This is a genomic window from Streptomyces sp. NBC_01537 (assembly GCF_045040445.1).
Lineage (GTDB): Bacteria > Actinomycetota > Actinomycetes > Streptomycetales > Streptomycetaceae > Actinacidiphila.
The window spans coordinates 8,897,617-8,913,173 of sequence record NZ_CP109392.1; the positions used below are offsets into that span (position 1 = coordinate 8,897,617).

Annotated in this window: 15 protein-coding genes and 2 pseudogenes; 10 read left to right on the forward strand and 7 right to left on the reverse strand. The window is 72.4% G+C overall.

The window, feature by feature from the left end:
* Window positions 1–81 precede the first annotated feature (81 nt).
* The gene (locus OG607_RS40845; RefSeq protein ID WP_405734688.1) at window positions 82–879 is read left to right on the forward strand and encodes a CPBP family intramembrane glutamic endopeptidase; all 798 of its coding nucleotides are present in this window, start codon (window positions 82–84) and stop codon (window positions 877–879) included.
* Between the two features lie 38 nt (window positions 880–917).
* Here OG607_RS40845 and OG607_RS40850 read toward each other — a convergent pair whose 3' ends face one another.
* Both OG607_RS40850 and OG607_RS40855 read right to left on the reverse strand, forming a co-directional pair.
* Window positions 918–1,721 (reverse strand): PhzF family phenazine biosynthesis protein, encoded by an 804-nt coding sequence (locus tag OG607_RS40850; RefSeq protein WP_405734690.1) that lies wholly within the window; start codon window positions 1,719–1,721, stop codon window positions 918–920.
* 79 nt (window positions 1,722–1,800) lie between these two features.
* A pseudogene (locus tag OG607_RS40855) lies at window positions 1,801–2,470 on the reverse strand (class I SAM-dependent DNA methyltransferase).
* A 132-nt stretch (window positions 2,471–2,602) separates the two neighbouring features.
* Between OG607_RS40855 and OG607_RS40860 the strand changes: the two are divergent.
* From OG607_RS40860 to OG607_RS40870, 3 genes are all read left to right on the forward strand, one after another.
* Window positions 2,603–3,232 carry a PadR family transcriptional regulator gene (locus OG607_RS40860; RefSeq protein ID WP_405734692.1) on the forward strand — a complete coding sequence of 210 codons (630 nt, stop codon included), beginning with the start codon at window positions 2,603–2,605 and terminating at the stop codon, window positions 3,230–3,232.
* Between the two features lie 72 nt (window positions 3,233–3,304).
* A complete protein-coding gene (locus OG607_RS40865; RefSeq protein WP_405734694.1) occupies window positions 3,305–3,808 on the forward strand; it encodes a GNAT family N-acetyltransferase in 504 nt (167 codons plus the stop codon).
* Window positions 3,809–3,979: 171 nt separating this feature from the next.
* The gene (locus OG607_RS40870; protein WP_405734695.1) at window positions 3,980–6,241 is read left to right on the forward strand and encodes a glycoside hydrolase family 3 N-terminal domain-containing protein; all 2,262 of its coding nucleotides are present in this window, start codon (window positions 3,980–3,982) and stop codon (window positions 6,239–6,241) included.
* An 85-nt stretch (window positions 6,242–6,326) separates the two neighbouring features.
* On the opposite strand, the gene OG607_RS40875 is transcribed toward OG607_RS40870, so the two are convergent.
* Window positions 6,327–6,755 (reverse strand): SRPBCC family protein, encoded by a 429-nt coding sequence (locus tag OG607_RS40875; protein ID WP_405734697.1) that lies wholly within the window; start codon window positions 6,753–6,755, stop codon window positions 6,327–6,329.
* A 142-nt stretch (window positions 6,756–6,897) separates the two neighbouring features.
* Between OG607_RS40875 and OG607_RS40880 the strand changes: the two genes are divergently transcribed.
* The 4 genes from OG607_RS40880 to OG607_RS40895 all read left to right on the forward strand — a co-directional run bounded on the left by OG607_RS40880 (window position 6,898) and on the right by OG607_RS40895 (window position 10,392).
* A complete protein-coding gene (locus OG607_RS40880; protein ID WP_405734699.1) occupies window positions 6,898–7,599 on the forward strand; it encodes a pyridoxal 5'-phosphate synthase in 702 nt (233 codons plus the stop codon).
* 141 nt (window positions 7,600–7,740) lie between these two features.
* Window positions 7,741–8,280: a Clp protease N-terminal domain-containing protein gene (locus OG607_RS40885; RefSeq protein ID WP_405737401.1), complete on the forward strand. Its 540-nt coding sequence runs from the start codon at window positions 7,741–7,743 to the stop codon at window positions 8,278–8,280.
* Between the two features lie 12 nt (window positions 8,281–8,292).
* Window positions 8,293–9,288 carry an EamA family transporter gene (locus tag OG607_RS40890; RefSeq protein WP_405734701.1) on the forward strand — a complete coding sequence of 332 codons (996 nt, stop codon included), beginning with the start codon at window positions 8,293–8,295 and terminating at the stop codon, window positions 9,286–9,288.
* A 162-nt stretch (window positions 9,289–9,450) separates the two neighbouring features.
* Window positions 9,451–10,392 carry a DMT family transporter gene (locus OG607_RS40895; protein WP_405734703.1) on the forward strand — a complete coding sequence of 314 codons (942 nt, stop codon included), beginning with the start codon at window positions 9,451–9,453 and terminating at the stop codon, window positions 10,390–10,392.
* Between the two features lie 225 nt (window positions 10,393–10,617).
* Here OG607_RS40895 and OG607_RS40900 read toward each other — a convergent pair.
* Both OG607_RS40900 and OG607_RS40905 read right to left on the reverse strand, forming a co-directional pair.
* Window positions 10,618–11,025 (reverse strand): annotated as a pseudogene (locus tag OG607_RS40900) (FMN-binding negative transcriptional regulator); the annotation flags it as partial.
* Between the two features lie 14 nt (window positions 11,026–11,039).
* Window positions 11,040–11,687, reverse strand: coding sequence for a pyridoxamine 5'-phosphate oxidase family protein (locus tag OG607_RS40905; RefSeq protein ID WP_405734705.1), 648 nt, complete (start codon window positions 11,685–11,687; stop codon window positions 11,040–11,042).
* Between the two features lie 35 nt (window positions 11,688–11,722).
* On the opposite strand from OG607_RS40905, the gene OG607_RS40910 reads away from it, so the two are divergent.
* Window positions 11,723–13,072, forward strand: coding sequence for an aminotransferase class I/II-fold pyridoxal phosphate-dependent enzyme (locus OG607_RS40910; protein ID WP_405734707.1), 1,350 nt, complete (start codon window positions 11,723–11,725; stop codon window positions 13,070–13,072).
* Here OG607_RS40910 and OG607_RS40915 read toward each other — a convergent pair.
* The gene (locus tag OG607_RS40915; protein ID WP_405734709.1) at window positions 13,030–14,016 is read right to left on the reverse strand and encodes a DMT family transporter; all 987 of its coding nucleotides are present in this window, start codon (window positions 14,014–14,016) and stop codon (window positions 13,030–13,032) included. The genes OG607_RS40910 and OG607_RS40915 overlap by 43 nt on opposite strands.
* Before the next feature lie 74 nt (window positions 14,017–14,090).
* On the opposite strand from OG607_RS40915, the gene OG607_RS40920 reads away from it, so the two are divergent.
* Window positions 14,091–15,053 carry a LysR family transcriptional regulator gene (locus OG607_RS40920; RefSeq protein WP_405734711.1) on the forward strand — a complete coding sequence of 321 codons (963 nt, stop codon included), beginning with the start codon at window positions 14,091–14,093 and terminating at the stop codon, window positions 15,051–15,053.
* Here the strand turns inward: OG607_RS40920 and OG607_RS40925 are convergent.
* The gene (locus tag OG607_RS40925) at window positions 15,016–15,483 is read right to left on the reverse strand and encodes a pyridoxamine 5'-phosphate oxidase family protein (RefSeq protein ID WP_405734713.1); all 468 of its coding nucleotides are present in this window, start codon (window positions 15,481–15,483) and stop codon (window positions 15,016–15,018) included. The two genes, OG607_RS40920 and OG607_RS40925, sit on opposite strands and share 38 nt — an antisense overlap.
* Between the last annotated feature and the right edge of the window lie 74 nt (window positions 15,484–15,557).

Consider the following 15,557-nt stretch of genomic DNA (forward strand, 5'->3'; position numbering starts at 1 on the left):
GCATGCGCGATTTCCGCGTTCTTCGTACGTTTTTTCGAGACCTTAGTGGTGCGGGATCCGGCATGAGGCAGGATGGCGAAAATGGAGGTTTATGTGCACGGAGAGTCAGTCGGGACCGGTGCTCCGCTCGAACCCCGCACCCTGCGCAGCGAGACGCTGCTGGTGCTCGCCCTGTCGCTCGGCGCGAGCGCGCTCGCCGCGCTGATCAGTTTTGTTGGTTCGATCACCAGACCCGGAGCGCTCAAGAACCAGGCCGCCACCCTCGTCTCCTCGCAGGCACCCGGCCGGCCCTGGCTCGATCTCGCCTGGCAGCTCTTCGGCATCGCCTCCGCGCTGGTCCCGGTCGCGCTGGTCGCGCATCTGCTGACCCGGGAGGGCAGCGGCCTGCGGGCCATCGGATTCGACCTGCGCAGGCCGCGCCGGGACCTGGGCCTCGGGGTGTGTGTCGCGGCGGCGATCGGCGGCACCGGGCTGGCGTTCTACCTGGCGGTACGCGCGGCGGGCGCGAACCTGACCGTCGTGCCGGAGTCGCTGCCCGACGTGTGGTGGAAACTCCCCGTGCTGATCCTCTCGGCCGTGCAGAACGCCGTCCTCGAGGAAGTGATCGTCGTCGGCTACCTGCTGCGCCGGCTCGGCCAGCTGGGCTGGACGCCGGCCGCCGCGCTGGCCGCGAGCGCGGTGCTGCGCGGCTCGTACCACCTGTACCAGGGCATCGGCGGGCTGCTCGGCAACATGGCGATGGGCGTGGCCTTCGTCCTGCTCTACCGGCGCTGGGGGCGGGTGGGGCCGCTGGTGGCGGCCCACTCGCTGATCGACATCGTGGCCTTCGTGGGGTACGCGCTGCTCGCGGGCAAGGTCGGCTGGCTGCCGACGGCGTAGGGCGTGGGGCGTGGGGCGTGGCGCTTCGGGCGTACGCGCTACGCGTGCAGCTCGCCGTCGATCACGGTGACCGCTGTGCCGGTGAGCAGCACGCGGTCACCGCGCAGCGCGGTGCGCACGAGTCCTGTGCGGGCCGAGGCCTGGAGCCCGGTGAGGTCCTCGCGGCCGAGGCGGGCCGACCAGAAGGGCGCGAGGGCGGTGTGGGCGCTGCCGGTGACCGGGTCCTCGGGAATGCCCTGGTTGGGGAAGAAGCAGCGGGACACGAAGTCGTAGCCGCGTGCGGGGTCCTCGGCGGGGGCCGTCACGATCAGGCCGCGCCGGGAGGCGAGCCCGGCGACCGCCGCCATGTCCGGCTCCAGGGCCCGTACGGTCTCCTCGTCGGCCACCTCGACCAGCAGGTCACCGACGTTCTCGCCGGTCCCGTGCACGGAGAGCGGCTCGGCGCCGATGGCCGGGGCGATGTCCGCGGGGACGGCGGTCCGGGTGAGCGGGGCCGTCGGGAAGTCCAGGGTGATGGCGCCGCCCGCGACCGCCGCCGCGGTGAGGACGCCGCTGTGCAGCGTACGGAAACGTGCCGGGGCGCCCACGATGTGCGCGGCGGCGAGGGTGGCGTGGCCGCAGAGCCTGACCTCGGTCGTCGGGGCGAACCAGCGCAGCGCCCAGTCGGCGTCCGGGTCGTCCGGCAGCGGCGCCAGGAACGCGGTCTCGGCGTGGTTAACCTCGGCGGCGACCTGCTGGAGCCAGCGGTCGTCGGGGAAGCGGGGCGAGTCCAGGACGAGGACTCCGGCGGGGTTGCCCGCGAAGGGCCGGTCGGTGAAGGCGTCGACGATTCGGATGCGCATGCCTGTGAGCCTAGGCAGGACGCATGCGCGGACCAGAGCCACTTTTGAGGCGGTGGCCCGGAAGTGTCCTGTCGGTCGGCTATGACGTCAACGGGCGTTCGGGTTTCCGGGCCAGGAAGGTGGCGATCGTCCTCTTCTTTCCTTCGGCCGGCTCCTGCACCAGCCGCGAGGTGATCACCAGTCCGGCCCGGTCCAGCAGCCCGGCGATCCGATCCGCCGGCAGCAGGTGGGACTCGTAGGACACCGGATGGCCGCCGTACGCCTGCGTCGGACGCAGGTGCTCGTCGTCGCCCACGGGGGCCGGCCAGCATCAGGAGGCCGCCGGGCGCGAGCGTGCGATGGAATTCGGCGAACACGACGGGCAGCAGTTCCGGCGGTGTGTGGTGGGTGGAGTGGTAGGCCAGGATGCCGCCGAGCGCGTTGTCCCGGATCGCCGGAGCGGTCATCGAGCCCACGGTGAAGTTCAGACCCGGGTAGGCCCGGCGGGCCAGCTCGATCATCTTGGGGGACAGGTCGATGCCGGATACGGGCACCCCCAGGTCTGCCAGATGCGCCGTGACGTTGCCGGGCCCGCATCCCAGGTCTGCGACCGGCCCGAGGCCGGCCGCCCGCACGGATTCGGCGAACGCGGCCGGCATCGCGCGTGACAACGGATCCAACTCCGCCGGGGGCTTGACGAGTTGTGCGTAGTCGGCGGCGACGGTGTCGTACGACTCCCGGACCGCGGCGAGGTAGGAGGGCTCAGTCACGCGGGCGACTCCAGGGGAGGGCACCGACAGCCGGAAGAACCTGTTTCCGTGTCGGAGGGGGCTTGTCATCCGATAGTTAGCGATATATCGTTGAGGCATCGCGATCGATCAAACCGTGAAAGGAACATCATCATGCGATTCCAAGGAGAAGGACACGGACAGCGCGGGCCCGGCCACCACGGCCGCGGCGGACGCGACGAGCGCCGGGCGGCCTTCGGCCCGTTCGGACCGCCCTTCGGTGGCGGCGGCCCCTGGGGACCCGGACCGGGTCCCGGCTGGGGGCCAGGGCGCGGCGGAAGGGGTGGACACCGGGGGAGGGCGCGGCGCGGCGACGTGCGCGCGTCGATCCTGGCTCTGCTGAAGGACCAGCCGCGGCACGGCTACGAGATCATCCAGGAGATCGCCGAGCGCAGCGGCGGCGCGTGGAAGCCGAGCCCCGGCTCGGTCTACCCGACGCTGCAGCTGCTCGAGGACGAAGGACTGATCAGCAGCGTGACCGAGGGGGGCAAGAAGCTCTTCACCCTCACCGACGCCGGCCGCACCGAGGCCGAAGCGGGGCCCGAGGCCCCGTGGGAAGAGGCAGGGCGCGGCGTCGACTGGGACAGCCTGCACGAGATCCGCAAGGCGGGTGGCGGTCTTGTCGACGCCTTCCGCCAGGTGTGGGCCACCGGCACGCCGGAGCAGCGCGACAAGGCTCTCGCGGTGGTCAACGAGGCCCGCAAGAAGCTCTACCTGATCCTCGCCGACGAGGACGCCGAGTAGAGCCCGCACGGACGGCGGGGCGGCCGGGGATCTTTCCCCGGCCGCCCCGCCGTGTCGTGCGACGATCCTGCGATGGCTGATGTGATGACTGATGCGATGACGGAGGTGCGGGTCCGGCCCCGCCGCGACGACGACATGCCCGCCTGTGTCGAGGCGCTTTCCGCCGTGCACCGCACCGACGCCTACCCGGTGAACTGGCCCGCCGATCCGGGACGCTGGCTCACCCCGGACGGGCTGCTCGAGGCCTGGGTGGCGGTGGCCGGTCCTGAGGTGTTCGGGCATGTGGCGATCACGTGTGCGGCAGCCGGTCAGTCGGCGTCGGTGGCACGGCTGTTCGTCACCTCGCAAGCCCGTCGGCGGGGCGTGGCCGGAGCGCTGCTCGACGCGGCGCGAGCGTCGGCGGTGGCGCGCGGGCTGAGGCTCGTGCTGGAGGTCGAGGACGGTGGCAGGGCCGCGATCGCGTTCTACGAGCGCCGTGGCTGGCGCCGCGTCGGCACCGCGGAGTCCGACTGGACGACGGCGGACGGGCGGACGGCGCTGATGCACACCTACGCGGCGCCCGCCGCCGGGGCGTGAGGGGCTGTTAACGGCCACACATGCGCATGACGTGTCCCATACCTTGACGATATGTCATGGCAACGACAAAGCTTTCGGGCGGTAGGAGCCGAAAACGCTCGAGTCGGGACAGGACAGGACGGGATGCCTGCGATGCCTAAGACGCCAACGATGCCTGAGAGCTCATCGCGCTTGCGCTTACGAAGAATCGCCACCCTCGCGACCGCGGCGGCCTGTGTCGCCGCGGTCGCCACCGTTCCGGCCCGGGCGGACGGACCGCTCTACACCCGGGCCGGGGCCTCCGTGGAACTGCGGGTGAAGGACCTGCTGAAGCGGATGACGCTCGCTGAGAAGATCGGGCAGATGGACCAGATCGCCGTCGCGCGCGTGCAGGGCGACTGCGAATGGAGCGGGGGCGCGCTCAACCAGGCGTGCCTGAAGACCGTGCTCGTGGACAACGCGGCCGGATCCGTCCTGTCCGGCGGCGGCATGGGGCCCGCCGCGAACACCCCGGGGGACTGGGCGGCCATGGTCAACGCCGTGCAGAAGTACGCGGTCGACAAGTCGCGCCTGCACATCCCCGTCCTCTACGGCGTGGACGCCGTGCACGGGCACAACAACGTGCTCGGCGCGACCGTCTTCCCGCACCAGATCGGCCTGGGCGCGACCTGGGACCCCGCCACCGTCAAGGCCGCGGGCGCCTCCACCGCCCGGTCCGTCGCCGCGACCGGCATCGACTGGAACTTCGCGCCGGTCGCCGACCTCGCGCGCGACCAGCGCTGGGGCCGCTACTACGAGACGTACGCCGAGGACCCGCTGCTCGCCGGCACGCTGGCGGCCGCGAGTGTCAACGGCATCGAGAGCGCGGACGGGGCCAAGCAGGTGGCGGCCACCGTCAAGCACTTCGGCGGCTACTCCGAGCCGTCCAACGGCCATGACCGGGTGCCGGCCGATGTCTCCCTGCGCTATCTGCAGGACACCCTCCTGCCGTCGTACAAGCAGGCGGTCCAGGCCGGTGCGGACACCGTGATGGTCAACTCCGGGGCGGTCAACGGCATTCCGGCGACCTCGTCGAAGTACCTGCTCACCAAGGTGCTGCGCGAGCAGTGGGGCTTCAAGGGCGTCACGGTCAGCGACTGGGAGGACGTGCGGGCCCTGCAGACCCGCTACCGGATCGCCGGCGACTACCCGGAGGCGATCGCGCTCGCGGTGAACGCGGGCCTGGACATGGCCATGGAGCCGTACTACGCCACGGCGTGGAGCGAGGGGCTGAAGGCGGCCGTCGACCGGGGGCTGGTGTCCGTCGCGCGCATCGACCAGTCGGTGAGCCGGATCCTGGCGCTGAAGTTCGGGCTCGGGCTCTTCGAGCACCCGTACGTCGACGCGTCCAAGGCCGACGCGGCCGTGCTCGGCGCCGACGCCGCGCTTGCGCGCAAGGCGGCCACCGAGTCGCAGGTGCTGCTGCGCAACGAGGGAAACACGCTGCCCATTGCCGCGTCCGCGAAGAAGATCGTGGTCGCGGGCTCGTACGCCGACGACATCAACGACCAGGCGGGCGGCTGGACCATCGGCTGGCAGGGCGTGCCGGACGGCGTGGCCCTGCCCGGCACGACCGTCCTGGCCGGAATCCGGGAGGCCGCTCCGGCGGGCACCCGGGTGGTGCGTGCCACGACGGACGACGAGGCGGTCGCGCAGGCGGCGGACGCGGATGTGACGGTCGTCGTGGTCGGCGAGAAGGCAGCCGCCGAGGGCTCGGCGGACAGCCCGAGGCCCGAGCTGTCGGCCGGGCAGCAGGCGCTGGTCAAGGCGCTCAAGGCCACCGGCAGGCCCGTCGTCACGGTCGTCGTCGCGGGCCGGCCGCTGGTGCTGGGCGACGCCGCCGGTACGGACGCGCTGCTGATGTCGTGGCTGCCGGGCACCGAGGGCGGCCACGCGGTGGCCGACGTGCTGTTCGGCACGGCGAATCCCAGCGGCCGCCTGCCGGTTTCCTGGCCGAAGGACCTGGGCAACGAGCCGCTGTACTACCAGCAGCTGCCGGGCACGAACGGCGGGCCGGAGTCCTCGTACGACGCGCTCTACGCCTTCGGCGCCGGGCTGTCGTACACGACGTACGGCTTCGACGCGATCGCCGCGGACAAGGCGGCGGTGGGCACCGGCGGCACGGTCGGCCTGCGCGTGACGGTTTCCAACACCGGCACCAGGGACGGCGATCTGGTGGTGCCCGTCTATGTGTCGCGGCCGGCCAGCGATGTGCTGGCGCCGGACCGCAAGCTGGTGGCCTTCACCAAGGTCGCGCTGAAGGCGGGGGAGACGCGGACGGTACGCCTGCGCGTGCCGCCCGCCGTGCTCGCGGTGACGCCGGGCGACATCGACGGCTCGGGGAAGCAGGCGGTGGAGCGGGGCGCGTACACCTTCACGGCGGGGGAGAAGTCGGTGGCGGTGACGGTCCGGTAGGGCGTGTGCTGCGAGGGGCCGCCCGGTGCGGCCCCTCGCATGCCTCGTACGCTCGTACGCCGTCTCCTGCCAGTCCCGACCCGTCCTATTCGACGAGCGCCGCCAGCTTGCGCAGCGACTCGTTCAGCGCGGCGGTGGCCGAGTCTTTGAGCTTGCCGGCCATGAGGGCCACGGCCGCGCCGTTGAAGGAGCCGTCGATACGGAGCTCGGTGGCGTCGCCGTCCGGAGTGAGGGTGTACTGGGTGCGCAGGTCGACGGCCATCGGACCCTTGCCCGTGATGCCGAACTGCCGCCCCGAGTCGAGGGTTTCCACCGTCCAGCTGACCTCGGCGGGGAAGCCCATGAGCTTCATGTTCTCCTGGTAGGTGGCCCCGGCCGCCAGGGGTTCCGGGCCGCCCTTCGGGTAGCCGGTGTGGGTGGTGCTCCACTCGGTGTGCGAGCTGAAGTCGGTGAGCTTGGCCCAGACCTTCTCGGCCGGAGCCGCGATGCGAGCCTGTGCGGAGACCTCGGCCATGCGACCACTCCTCCTTGTATATGGGCGGGTGGTACGGAACGTAAGTGCCGCAGCCCCAACATTCAATACTGATGAACTGTCAGATTTGTGTTCGGCGGCGGCTGCCACCGCTGCACGCCGGGCGCTGTGTGAGGATCAGGGCGTGACTGACAGAGAGGCCCCCGGGTCCGCCCCCGTGACCGCGGACTCGCTGCTGCGGCGGATGCGCGCGGCGACCGTACTGGCCGGACCCCTGCCGCCGTTCGACCCGGCCGCCGCCGGCCCGGCGCCGGGACCGCTGTTCGCCGAGTGGCTTGCGTACGCCCTCGACGACGGCGTGCCCGAGCCGCATGTGATGACCCTGAGCACGGTGGCCGCCGACGGCCGCCCCTCGGCGCGGGTGCTGATGCTGCGCGGCGTCGACCTGGAGCGCTGTGCCTTCGTCTTCGCCTCGGAGGCCGGCAGCCGCAAGGGCCGCGAACTGGCGGCCAATCCGCAGGCGGCGCTGACCTCGTACTGGCCGCGCCACGGCCGGCAGATCCGGATGGCCGGGCGGGTGCGTGCCCTGGACGCGGACACCGCGCGCAGCGATTTCCTGGGGCGCCGCGAGCGCTCCCGGATCGCGGGCTTCACGGGGCGGATGAGCGCCCCGCTGGCCGGCCCGGAGGAGTACGAGGAGGAGCGGCGGCGGGCCGGCGCCCAGGTGGCCGCCGAGCCGGAGGCCGTACCGCAGGGCCACACGGTTTACGAACTGACCGCCACCGAGGCCGAGTTCTTCCAGGGGGACACGGACGGTTTCCACCGGCGGCTGCGCTATACGCGGGAGGCTGACGGCGGTTGGAGCCGCGGGCAGCTGTTCCCGTAGGGGCGGCTTGGTGCCGCTGTCATCCCTCAGGAGGAGAGGGCGGGCGTGTGCGCCCGTCTTTTGAGGGATGACGGAATGGCTCCCCGTGCCGATGTGCTGCGGTCCGCCGCCTGATGAGGTGGAACCGTGCACAGCGAGACCATGGACGAAGCGCGGCTGGGCGGGGAGCTGAGTGCGGTGGCCGCCGGCGCGCGCCGGCGCGCGGCCCGGGACGGGGACCGGCAGACCGACACCGCGCATCTGCTGCATTCACTGCTGGAGAACGACGTCCGGGCGCGGGCGGCGGTGGGGGAGCGGCAACTCGTACGCGTTCTGGGATACCTGGTGCAGCGCAGCATCGGCTACGGCATGCGATGGCGCGGGTCGGTCGAGGAGCCGGGGCCGGAGCCGGAGACCGTCTCGGTCCCGGGGCCGGCCGGCTCCGGGTGGAGCCCGTCGGCCGCCGCGGCGATCAGCGGCGCCGCCGCGAGGGCTCGGGACCGGGGCGTGGCGCAGCCCAACGGCACCGATCTGCTGGCCGCGCTCGCCTCGGATCCGCGGAGCAGGGCGGCGGAAGTGCTGCGCCGCACGGGGACGGACCCGCGGCGGCTGCTGGCCGGGCTGCCGGACCAGCGTCCGCCCAGCCCGCCCCGCCCGCGCGATGTCAGTTGCTACGGAGGTGACGGTACTGTCGCGAGCTGACATCATGGCCCGATGCATGTCTCGCACGTCACCCAGGGGAGGAACGCCGGTCTCGGGCTCGCCCTCGTGTCCGCGTTCGCGTTCGGCGGTTCAGGGGTCGCGGCCAAGCCGCTGATCGAGGCCGGGCTCGACCCGCTGCACGTGGTGTGGCTGCGGGTGGCGGGGGCGGCGCTCATCATGCTGCCCGTCGCCTGGCGGCACCGTGCGCTGGTGCTGCGACGCCCCGCGCTGCTGCTCGGCTTCGGCCTGCTCAGCGTCGCCGGGGTGCAGACCCTGTACTTCGCCGCGATCTCCCGGATCCCGGTCGGCGTCGCGATCCTCGTGGAGTTCCTCGGCCCAGCGCTGCTGCTCGGCTGGGTGCGCTTCGTACAGCGCAAGCCGGTGACCCGGGCCGCGGCCGTCGGTGTCGTCCTCGCGGTCGGCGGCATGGCCTCCGTCGTCGAGATCTGGTCCGGGCTGGCCTTCGACGCCCTCGGCCTGCTCCTCGCCTTCGGCGCGGCGGTCTGCCAGGTCAGTTACTTCGTCCTGGCCGACCACGGCAGCCAGGGCGACGACGCGCCCGATCCGGTCGCCGTCATCGCGTACGGCCTGCTGGTCGGCGCCGTCGCCCTCACCCTCGTCTCCCGCCCCTGGGGCATGAACTGGTCCGTCCTCGCCGGGCAGGCCGCCCTGGGCGAGCGGGACGTGCCGGCGTGGATCCTGCTCGGCTGGGTGGTGCTGGTCGCGACCGTCGTCGCCTATCTGACCGGCGTGCTGGCGGTACGGCGGCTGTCGCCGCAGATAGCCGGGGTCGTGGCCTGCCTGGAGGCGGTCGTCGGCACCGTCTTCGCATGGGTGCTGCTGGGTGAACACCTTGCGCTGCCGCAGATCGTGGGCGGTGTGCTGGTGCTCGCCGGGGCGTTTGTCGCGCAGACGGCCAAGCCGGACTCGGCGCATGCGGCGGAGCCGGTCATCGAGTCGATCCCTGAGCCGGTTGCCGAACCGGCTGATGCGCGCGAGCGCGTATAGGGTATGAGCATGCCTTCGCTCTACGGCGTTCTGCCGCCTCCCGCCGCCTGACGCGGGCGGCGAACCCACGCAAGACCGGAACCCGGGTACTGCCCGGGTCGGTTGCCGCTGCCCGCATACGGGACCAGGTGACCCTTTCTTGTCTTCCGCGGGAGAACATCCGTGTCGAATCACCATGCCCTGTCCGTCGGACGTGGGCTGCTCTACGTCACATTCGCCGCCACCGCCTGGGGGACCGCGGGCGCGGCCGCCTCGCTGCTGTACGCCGGCAGCGGCCTCGGCCCGCTGGCCCTCACTTTCTGGCGCTCGGCCGGCGGTGCCCTGCTGTTGTTCGCGGCTCTTCGCCTCGGGCGAGGGCGTCGTCGCGTCCGGGCGTCCTCCGCTCCGGTGGGGCAGATTCTTGTCACCGGCCTCGGGCTCACCGTCTTCCAGGCCGCGTACTTCTGCGCCGTCGCGGCGACCGGGCTCACCGTGGCCACCGTCGTCACGCTGGGCTCAGGGCCCGTACTCATCGCCCTCGGCGCCCGGCTCACCCTGGGCGAACGTCTCGGCCGGGGCGGACTGACGGCCGTCGGCGGCGCGCTGGCCGGGCTCGCGGTGCTCGTGCTGGGCGGTGATGGCGGTGCGGACGGGCCGGTCCGTCCGGTCGGTGTCGCACTCGCGCTGCTTTCCGCTGCCGGCTATGCCTGCGTCACCGTTGTGACCCGGCGGACGGGGCGTGCGGGTGGGGACTTCGACCCCTTGCTCATGTCGCTGTGGTCATTCGCGATCTGCGCGGTGTGTGTTCTGCCGTTCGCAGTGGGGGAGGGGCTGCTGCCCCAGGCGCACGGGCTCGGGTGGACTGCCGTCCTGCTCGCGTACCTTGCGGCTGTGCCGACGGCTCTGGCGTACGGGCTCTACTTCGCGGGGGCGGCGGTGGTGCGGGCCGCCACGGTCTCTGTGGTGGCGCTGATCGAGCCGGTGTCGGCAGCGGTTCTGGCGGTTGCCGTGCTGGGCGAGCGGGTTGTCGGCGCGACCGTTCTCGGCACGGTCATCCTTCTCGCGGCGGTTGCCGTGCTGGGCCTCCAGGAGGCGCGCAACGGGGCCGGGGCCGCCCGGCCGTAGGGGGGATCCCCCACCCCGCCCCTTCCCGAAACCGGGCACTTGCCCGGACCCGCCAGGGGCTCTGCCCCTGGACCCCGGTCCTCAATCGCCGGACGGGCTGATTTCAGCCCGTCCGGCGATTGAGGACACGCCCGCAGGGCGTTCGGGGGTCCAGGGGGCGAAGCCCCCTGGTTCGCGAACGGGGCGGAAGCGTCAGGCGTCCGGCGCGGCGAGTCGCCGCGACGCGTGGGCGAGCTGGCGGTGGAGGAGGGCGGCCTTGGCGTCGGGATCATCGATGACGTGGACCAGGCAGCGCAGCTGGACGGCGGCGTAGAAGCTGGTGGGGGTGCCGTGTTCGGGCGGGACGTCCTCGGGAGCGTGCCAGGGGCCGGGGATGAAGGTGTAGTCGTCGACGACGCTGAGCGTGACCTGCGGGGAGGCGGATATCGCGGCCCAGATGGGGTTGGGGCGGGCCAGGTGGGTGACGGCTTCGCCGTGGTCGCCGCGCTCCGCGTCGTACGCGAAGTGCAGGGGCTGGACGAACGGCGGTTCGCCGCCGGGGCCGTTGACCGAGAGCTGGCCGAAGTCGTGGGAGGCGAGCCAGGTCTGCCACTCGGAGTCGTCGAGGGCGGCGTCCCAGGGGTGGATGAGCATGCTGCTCCTCGGGATCAGGCGAGGTAGGCGGGCAGGGGAACGGCGGGGTCGAGATCGTCGGAGGGGATGGGGGCGCCGTAGGTACGGGAGACGGGGAGGACGCCGGCCCAGTGGGGGAGGGCGAGGTCCTCGGGGTCGTCGTTGGGGCCGCCGGTGCGCACCTTGGCGGAGAGCTCGTCGAGGTCGAGGCTGATGACGGCGGTGGCGGCGAGCTCCTTGGCGTTGGCGCGGCGGGAGTCGGCGGCGCGGCCGGGGGTGATGTGGTCGACGAGGGCGTCGAGGGCCGCGGCGCGCTCGGCCGGGTCGGTGACCTGGAAGGCGGTGCCGTGCACGACCACCGAGCGGTAGTTGATGGAGTGGTGGAAGGCGGAACGGGCCAGCACGATGCCGTCGACATGGGTGACGGTCAGGCACACCGCGAGCCCCTGGTCCTGGCTCGCTCCCCGCAGGGGCCGCGATCCGGTGGAGCCGTGCACGTAGAGCCGCTGGCCCACCCGGGCGTAGAGCGTCGGCAGGACGACCGGGGCGCCGTCGCGGACGAATCCGAGGTGGCAGATGTAGGCCTCGTCGAGGATCGAGTGCACCAGGTCGTGGTCGTACGACGCACGCTCGGCACTGCGGGTCGGGACGGTGCGTTCGGTGGCTCGGTATGTGGAGACCATGGCGCGATCCTTTGAACTAGTGCATAATAATGTTTGTGCTAGGAGAATATACGATCGTCGGCCGTGGTGCAGCGGATATTGCCGCCAGCGTCGAACAGGCCATCGCACAGGGCGCGTTGGCGCCCGGTACTGCCCTGCCGCCGCTGCGCGAGCTCGCCGGCGAGCTGGGCGTGAACCCCAACACGGTCGCCGCGGCCTACCGGCTACTGCGCGACCGGGGGGTGATCGAGACCGCGGGCCGGCGCGGCAGCAGGGTCCGGGCCCGTCCGGCGACCAGTGCACGGGACGAGATCCGGATCGAGGTGCCGCCGGGCGTACGGAATCTGGCCACTGGCAATCCGGATCTCGCACTGCTGCCCGCGCTGGGCGAGGCGCTCGGCGCCGCGGCGGCCCGGCACGCCGCGCGCCCAATGCTGTACGGCGGCGGGGCCGTGGACGAGGAACTGGGCAGGCTGGCCCGGGAGGCGTTCGACGCCGACGGGGTGCCGGACGGGCCGGTCGGCGTGACCTCGGGCTCGCTGGACGCCATCGAGCGGGCGCTGACCGCGCACCTGCGTCCCGGCGACGCGGTGGCGGTGGAGGACCCGGGCTGGGGCAGCGTCTTCGACATCGTGCCGGCGCTGGGACTGCGGCCGGTGCCCTTCGGGGTGGACGACGAGGGGCCGCTGCCCGGCGAGGTCGAGCGCGCGCTGCGGCAGGGCGCGCGGGCGCTGGTGGTCACCGACCGGGGGCAGAATCCGACGGGCGCGGTGATCTCCGCCGCCCGGGCGGCCGAACTGCGCGCGGTGCTGGCCGGGCACCCCGACGTACTGGTCATCGACGACGACCACGTCCACGGCCTCGTGGAACTGCCGCTGCACCCCCTGGCGGGAAGCACCCGGCACTGGATGCTCGTACGCTCCACCGCCAAGGCGTACGGGCCCGATCTGCGGCTGTCGGTGCTCACCGGCGACCCCGTCACCGTGGACCGCATCCGGGGCCGCCACCGGCTCGGTCCCGGCTGGGTCAGCCATCTCCTCCAGGGCGTGGTGGTGCACCTGTGGCGGACCGGCGCCGTGGACACCGGGGCGGTCGCGGCCGCCTACGCGTCCCGGCGCGACGGCCTCGTGCGGGCGCTGGCGGAGCGGGGCGTGCCCGCACACGGACGCAGCGGAATGAACGTGTGGATCCCGGTGCCCGACGAGACCGGCGTGGTCGCCCGGCTGCTCCAGTCCGGCTGGGCCGTCGCGCCGGGTGCCCGCTTCCGGATGAACTCCTCGCCCGGTGTGCGGGTCACCGTCTCACCGCTGGACGTCGGCGAGGTGCCCGCACTGGCGGACGCCATCGCCGACGCCGTACGCCCTTACCGGGACGGGGCGGGCGCGGGGGCGGGGCGCTTCGGGTGAGCCCGGCGCTGGGTCAGGGCCGCGCCCGCCAGTACGACGAGCGCGCCGACCGGCTCGTTCCAGCTCAGATGCTCGCCGAGCAGGGCGACGCCGGCGGCGGTGGCGATGACCGGGATGAGGTAGGTGACCATGGTCGCGATGGTCGGGCCCTTCTCGGCCACGAGGCGGTACTGCAGGAGGAAGGCGAAGCCGGTGCCCAGCGCGCCCAGCGCCACGACCGCGAGCAGCGGGAGGGCGGGGAAGGAGCCGGGCAGTGAGGTGAACAGCGGGGTGACGACGGCCAGTTGGACGGTCGCGAGGGTCAGCTGGAGAGCGGACATCGACAGGGCGGAGTTGCCGCTGTCGCTCAGCGTCCGGCGGACGTAGATCCAGCCGACGGCGTAGCTCGCCGAGGCGGCCAGAGCCATCGCGGTGCCGGCCGGGTCCTGCCCGGAGAAGCCCTGCCAGGCGCCGAGGACGGTCAGTACGCCGATGAAGCCGATGCCGACCCCGGCGACCCGCTGCCGGGTCGGCCGGTCCTCGGAGAAGGCGACGACGGACAGCGCCATGCTCCACAGCGGCGTCGTGGCGTTGCAGATCCCGGCGAGGCTGGAGGGGATGGTCAGCTCGGAGTACGAGAAGAGCGACATCGGCAGCGTGTTGAGCAGGACCGCGGCCACTGCCAGATGCCCCCAGGTGCGTGCCCCGCGCGGGAACCGCTCCCGCTTGAAGGCGACCGCGGCGACGAGCACCGCCGTGCCGAAGACCATCCGGCCGAGGGTGACCTGGAGCGGGGCGAAGGCCTGGGTGCCGATCTTGATGAAGAGGAAGCTGAATCCCCAGATGAGCGCGAGTACGGTCCAGCGGATCCGCCAGTCCAGGGCGGGGCGGCGCGAGGACGCGGTCGGTGCGGTGGAGGAGAGGTCGGCGGAGAGGTCGGCGGGGCGTGCGGTCGTTGCGCTCATGACGTATACCTTCGCCCCGGGAACCTCTTAGGACAAGCGAGATTTGATAAGAGCGATCGCGTAGAATCGCTTACATGTTGAACCTGGAGCGGCTCCGCATCCTCCATGCGATCGCCACCTACGGCTCTGTGAGCGCGGCGGCCGACGTGCTGCATGTGACCACCTCCGCCGTGTCCCAGCAGATGACCAAGCTGGAGCGCGAGACCGGGCAGCAGCTGCTCGCCAAGAACGGACGCGGCGTGCGCCTCACCGACGCGGGCAAGTTGCTGTCCGGGCACGCCGGGCGCATCCTGTCGCTGGTCGAGCTCGCCCACTCGGACCTGGAGGCGCACCGGGGGGCGCCGGTGGGGGAGCTGCGCATGGGCGCTTTTCCGACCTCCGTGCGCGGCCTGTTCCCGCAGGCACTGATCGCGATGCGGCGGGACTATCCCAGCCTGCGGGCGATGGTCCTGGAGCTGGAGCCGGAGCCCGCACTGGCCCGGCTGGCGCGCGGGGACATCGACCTCGCGGTCGTCCTCGATTGGTACAACAAGCCGATGTCCCTGCCCGGCGGGCTCGCCAAGGAGCCGTTGCTGGACGATCTCGCCGACGTGGTGCTGCCGCCCGGCCATCCCCTGGGCGACCGCGACGAGGTGGACCTGGGTGAGCTCGCCGACGACGACTGGATCGCCTGGCCGGACGGCGGCTTCTGCCAGGAATGGCTGCTCTTCACGCTGCGCGGCAAGGGCGTGGAGCCCCGCATCGCGCACCACGCGGAAGAGCACCACACCGTCCTCGCCCTGGTCGCCGCCGGGCTGGGCGTGGCCGTCACGCCGCGCCTGGGGCGCGGTCCGCTGCCCGACGGCGTACGGGCGGTGCCGGTGCGGCACACCATGAAGCGGCACATCTACGCGGTCTGGCGCTCCGACGCGGACCGCCGGCCGGCGATCCGGGTGGCGGTGGACGCGCTGCGGCGGGCAGGGGAGGCGGTTGCCGCCGGCCCGGAAGGCCCTGAGTCCCTCAGCTCTGCGGGATCTTGCGGAAGTCCCAGGAGGTGACGGCGTCCGGGGTGAGCCGCAGCCAGGCGTGCCGGCCGTCGTGGAACATCTCCTCCAGGCCGAAGTTCTTCGCGGCGAACAGCCGCTCGGGCGCTTCGAGCCCGGGATGCGGCTCGCCGGTGCGCGGGGCCTCGCCGACGAACTCGACGCTGCCGGAGAGCTCGACCCCGCGCAGTTCGCCGTACTCCTCCCCGTCGTCCACGACGACCGCGATCCTGGGATCGTGGCGCAGGTCGGCCCAGCGCTTGCTGCGCGTGATCGAGTACAGCCACAGGGAGGTGCCGTCCCAGGCGAACCACAGCGCCCCGGCATGCGGCCTGCCGTCCTTCGACACGGTGGCCACCCGGCAGGTACGCCGCTCGCGCAGGAAGGCGTCGATCTCGTCCGGGGTCATCATGATGCGGCGTCCCCGCCGCTGTGTGACGGTCATCCCGCGACCCCTCCGCCCTTTCGATCTGACGTTGCGTCAGATACGGTCGTCGTCACCGTAGACGCCCATCGTAC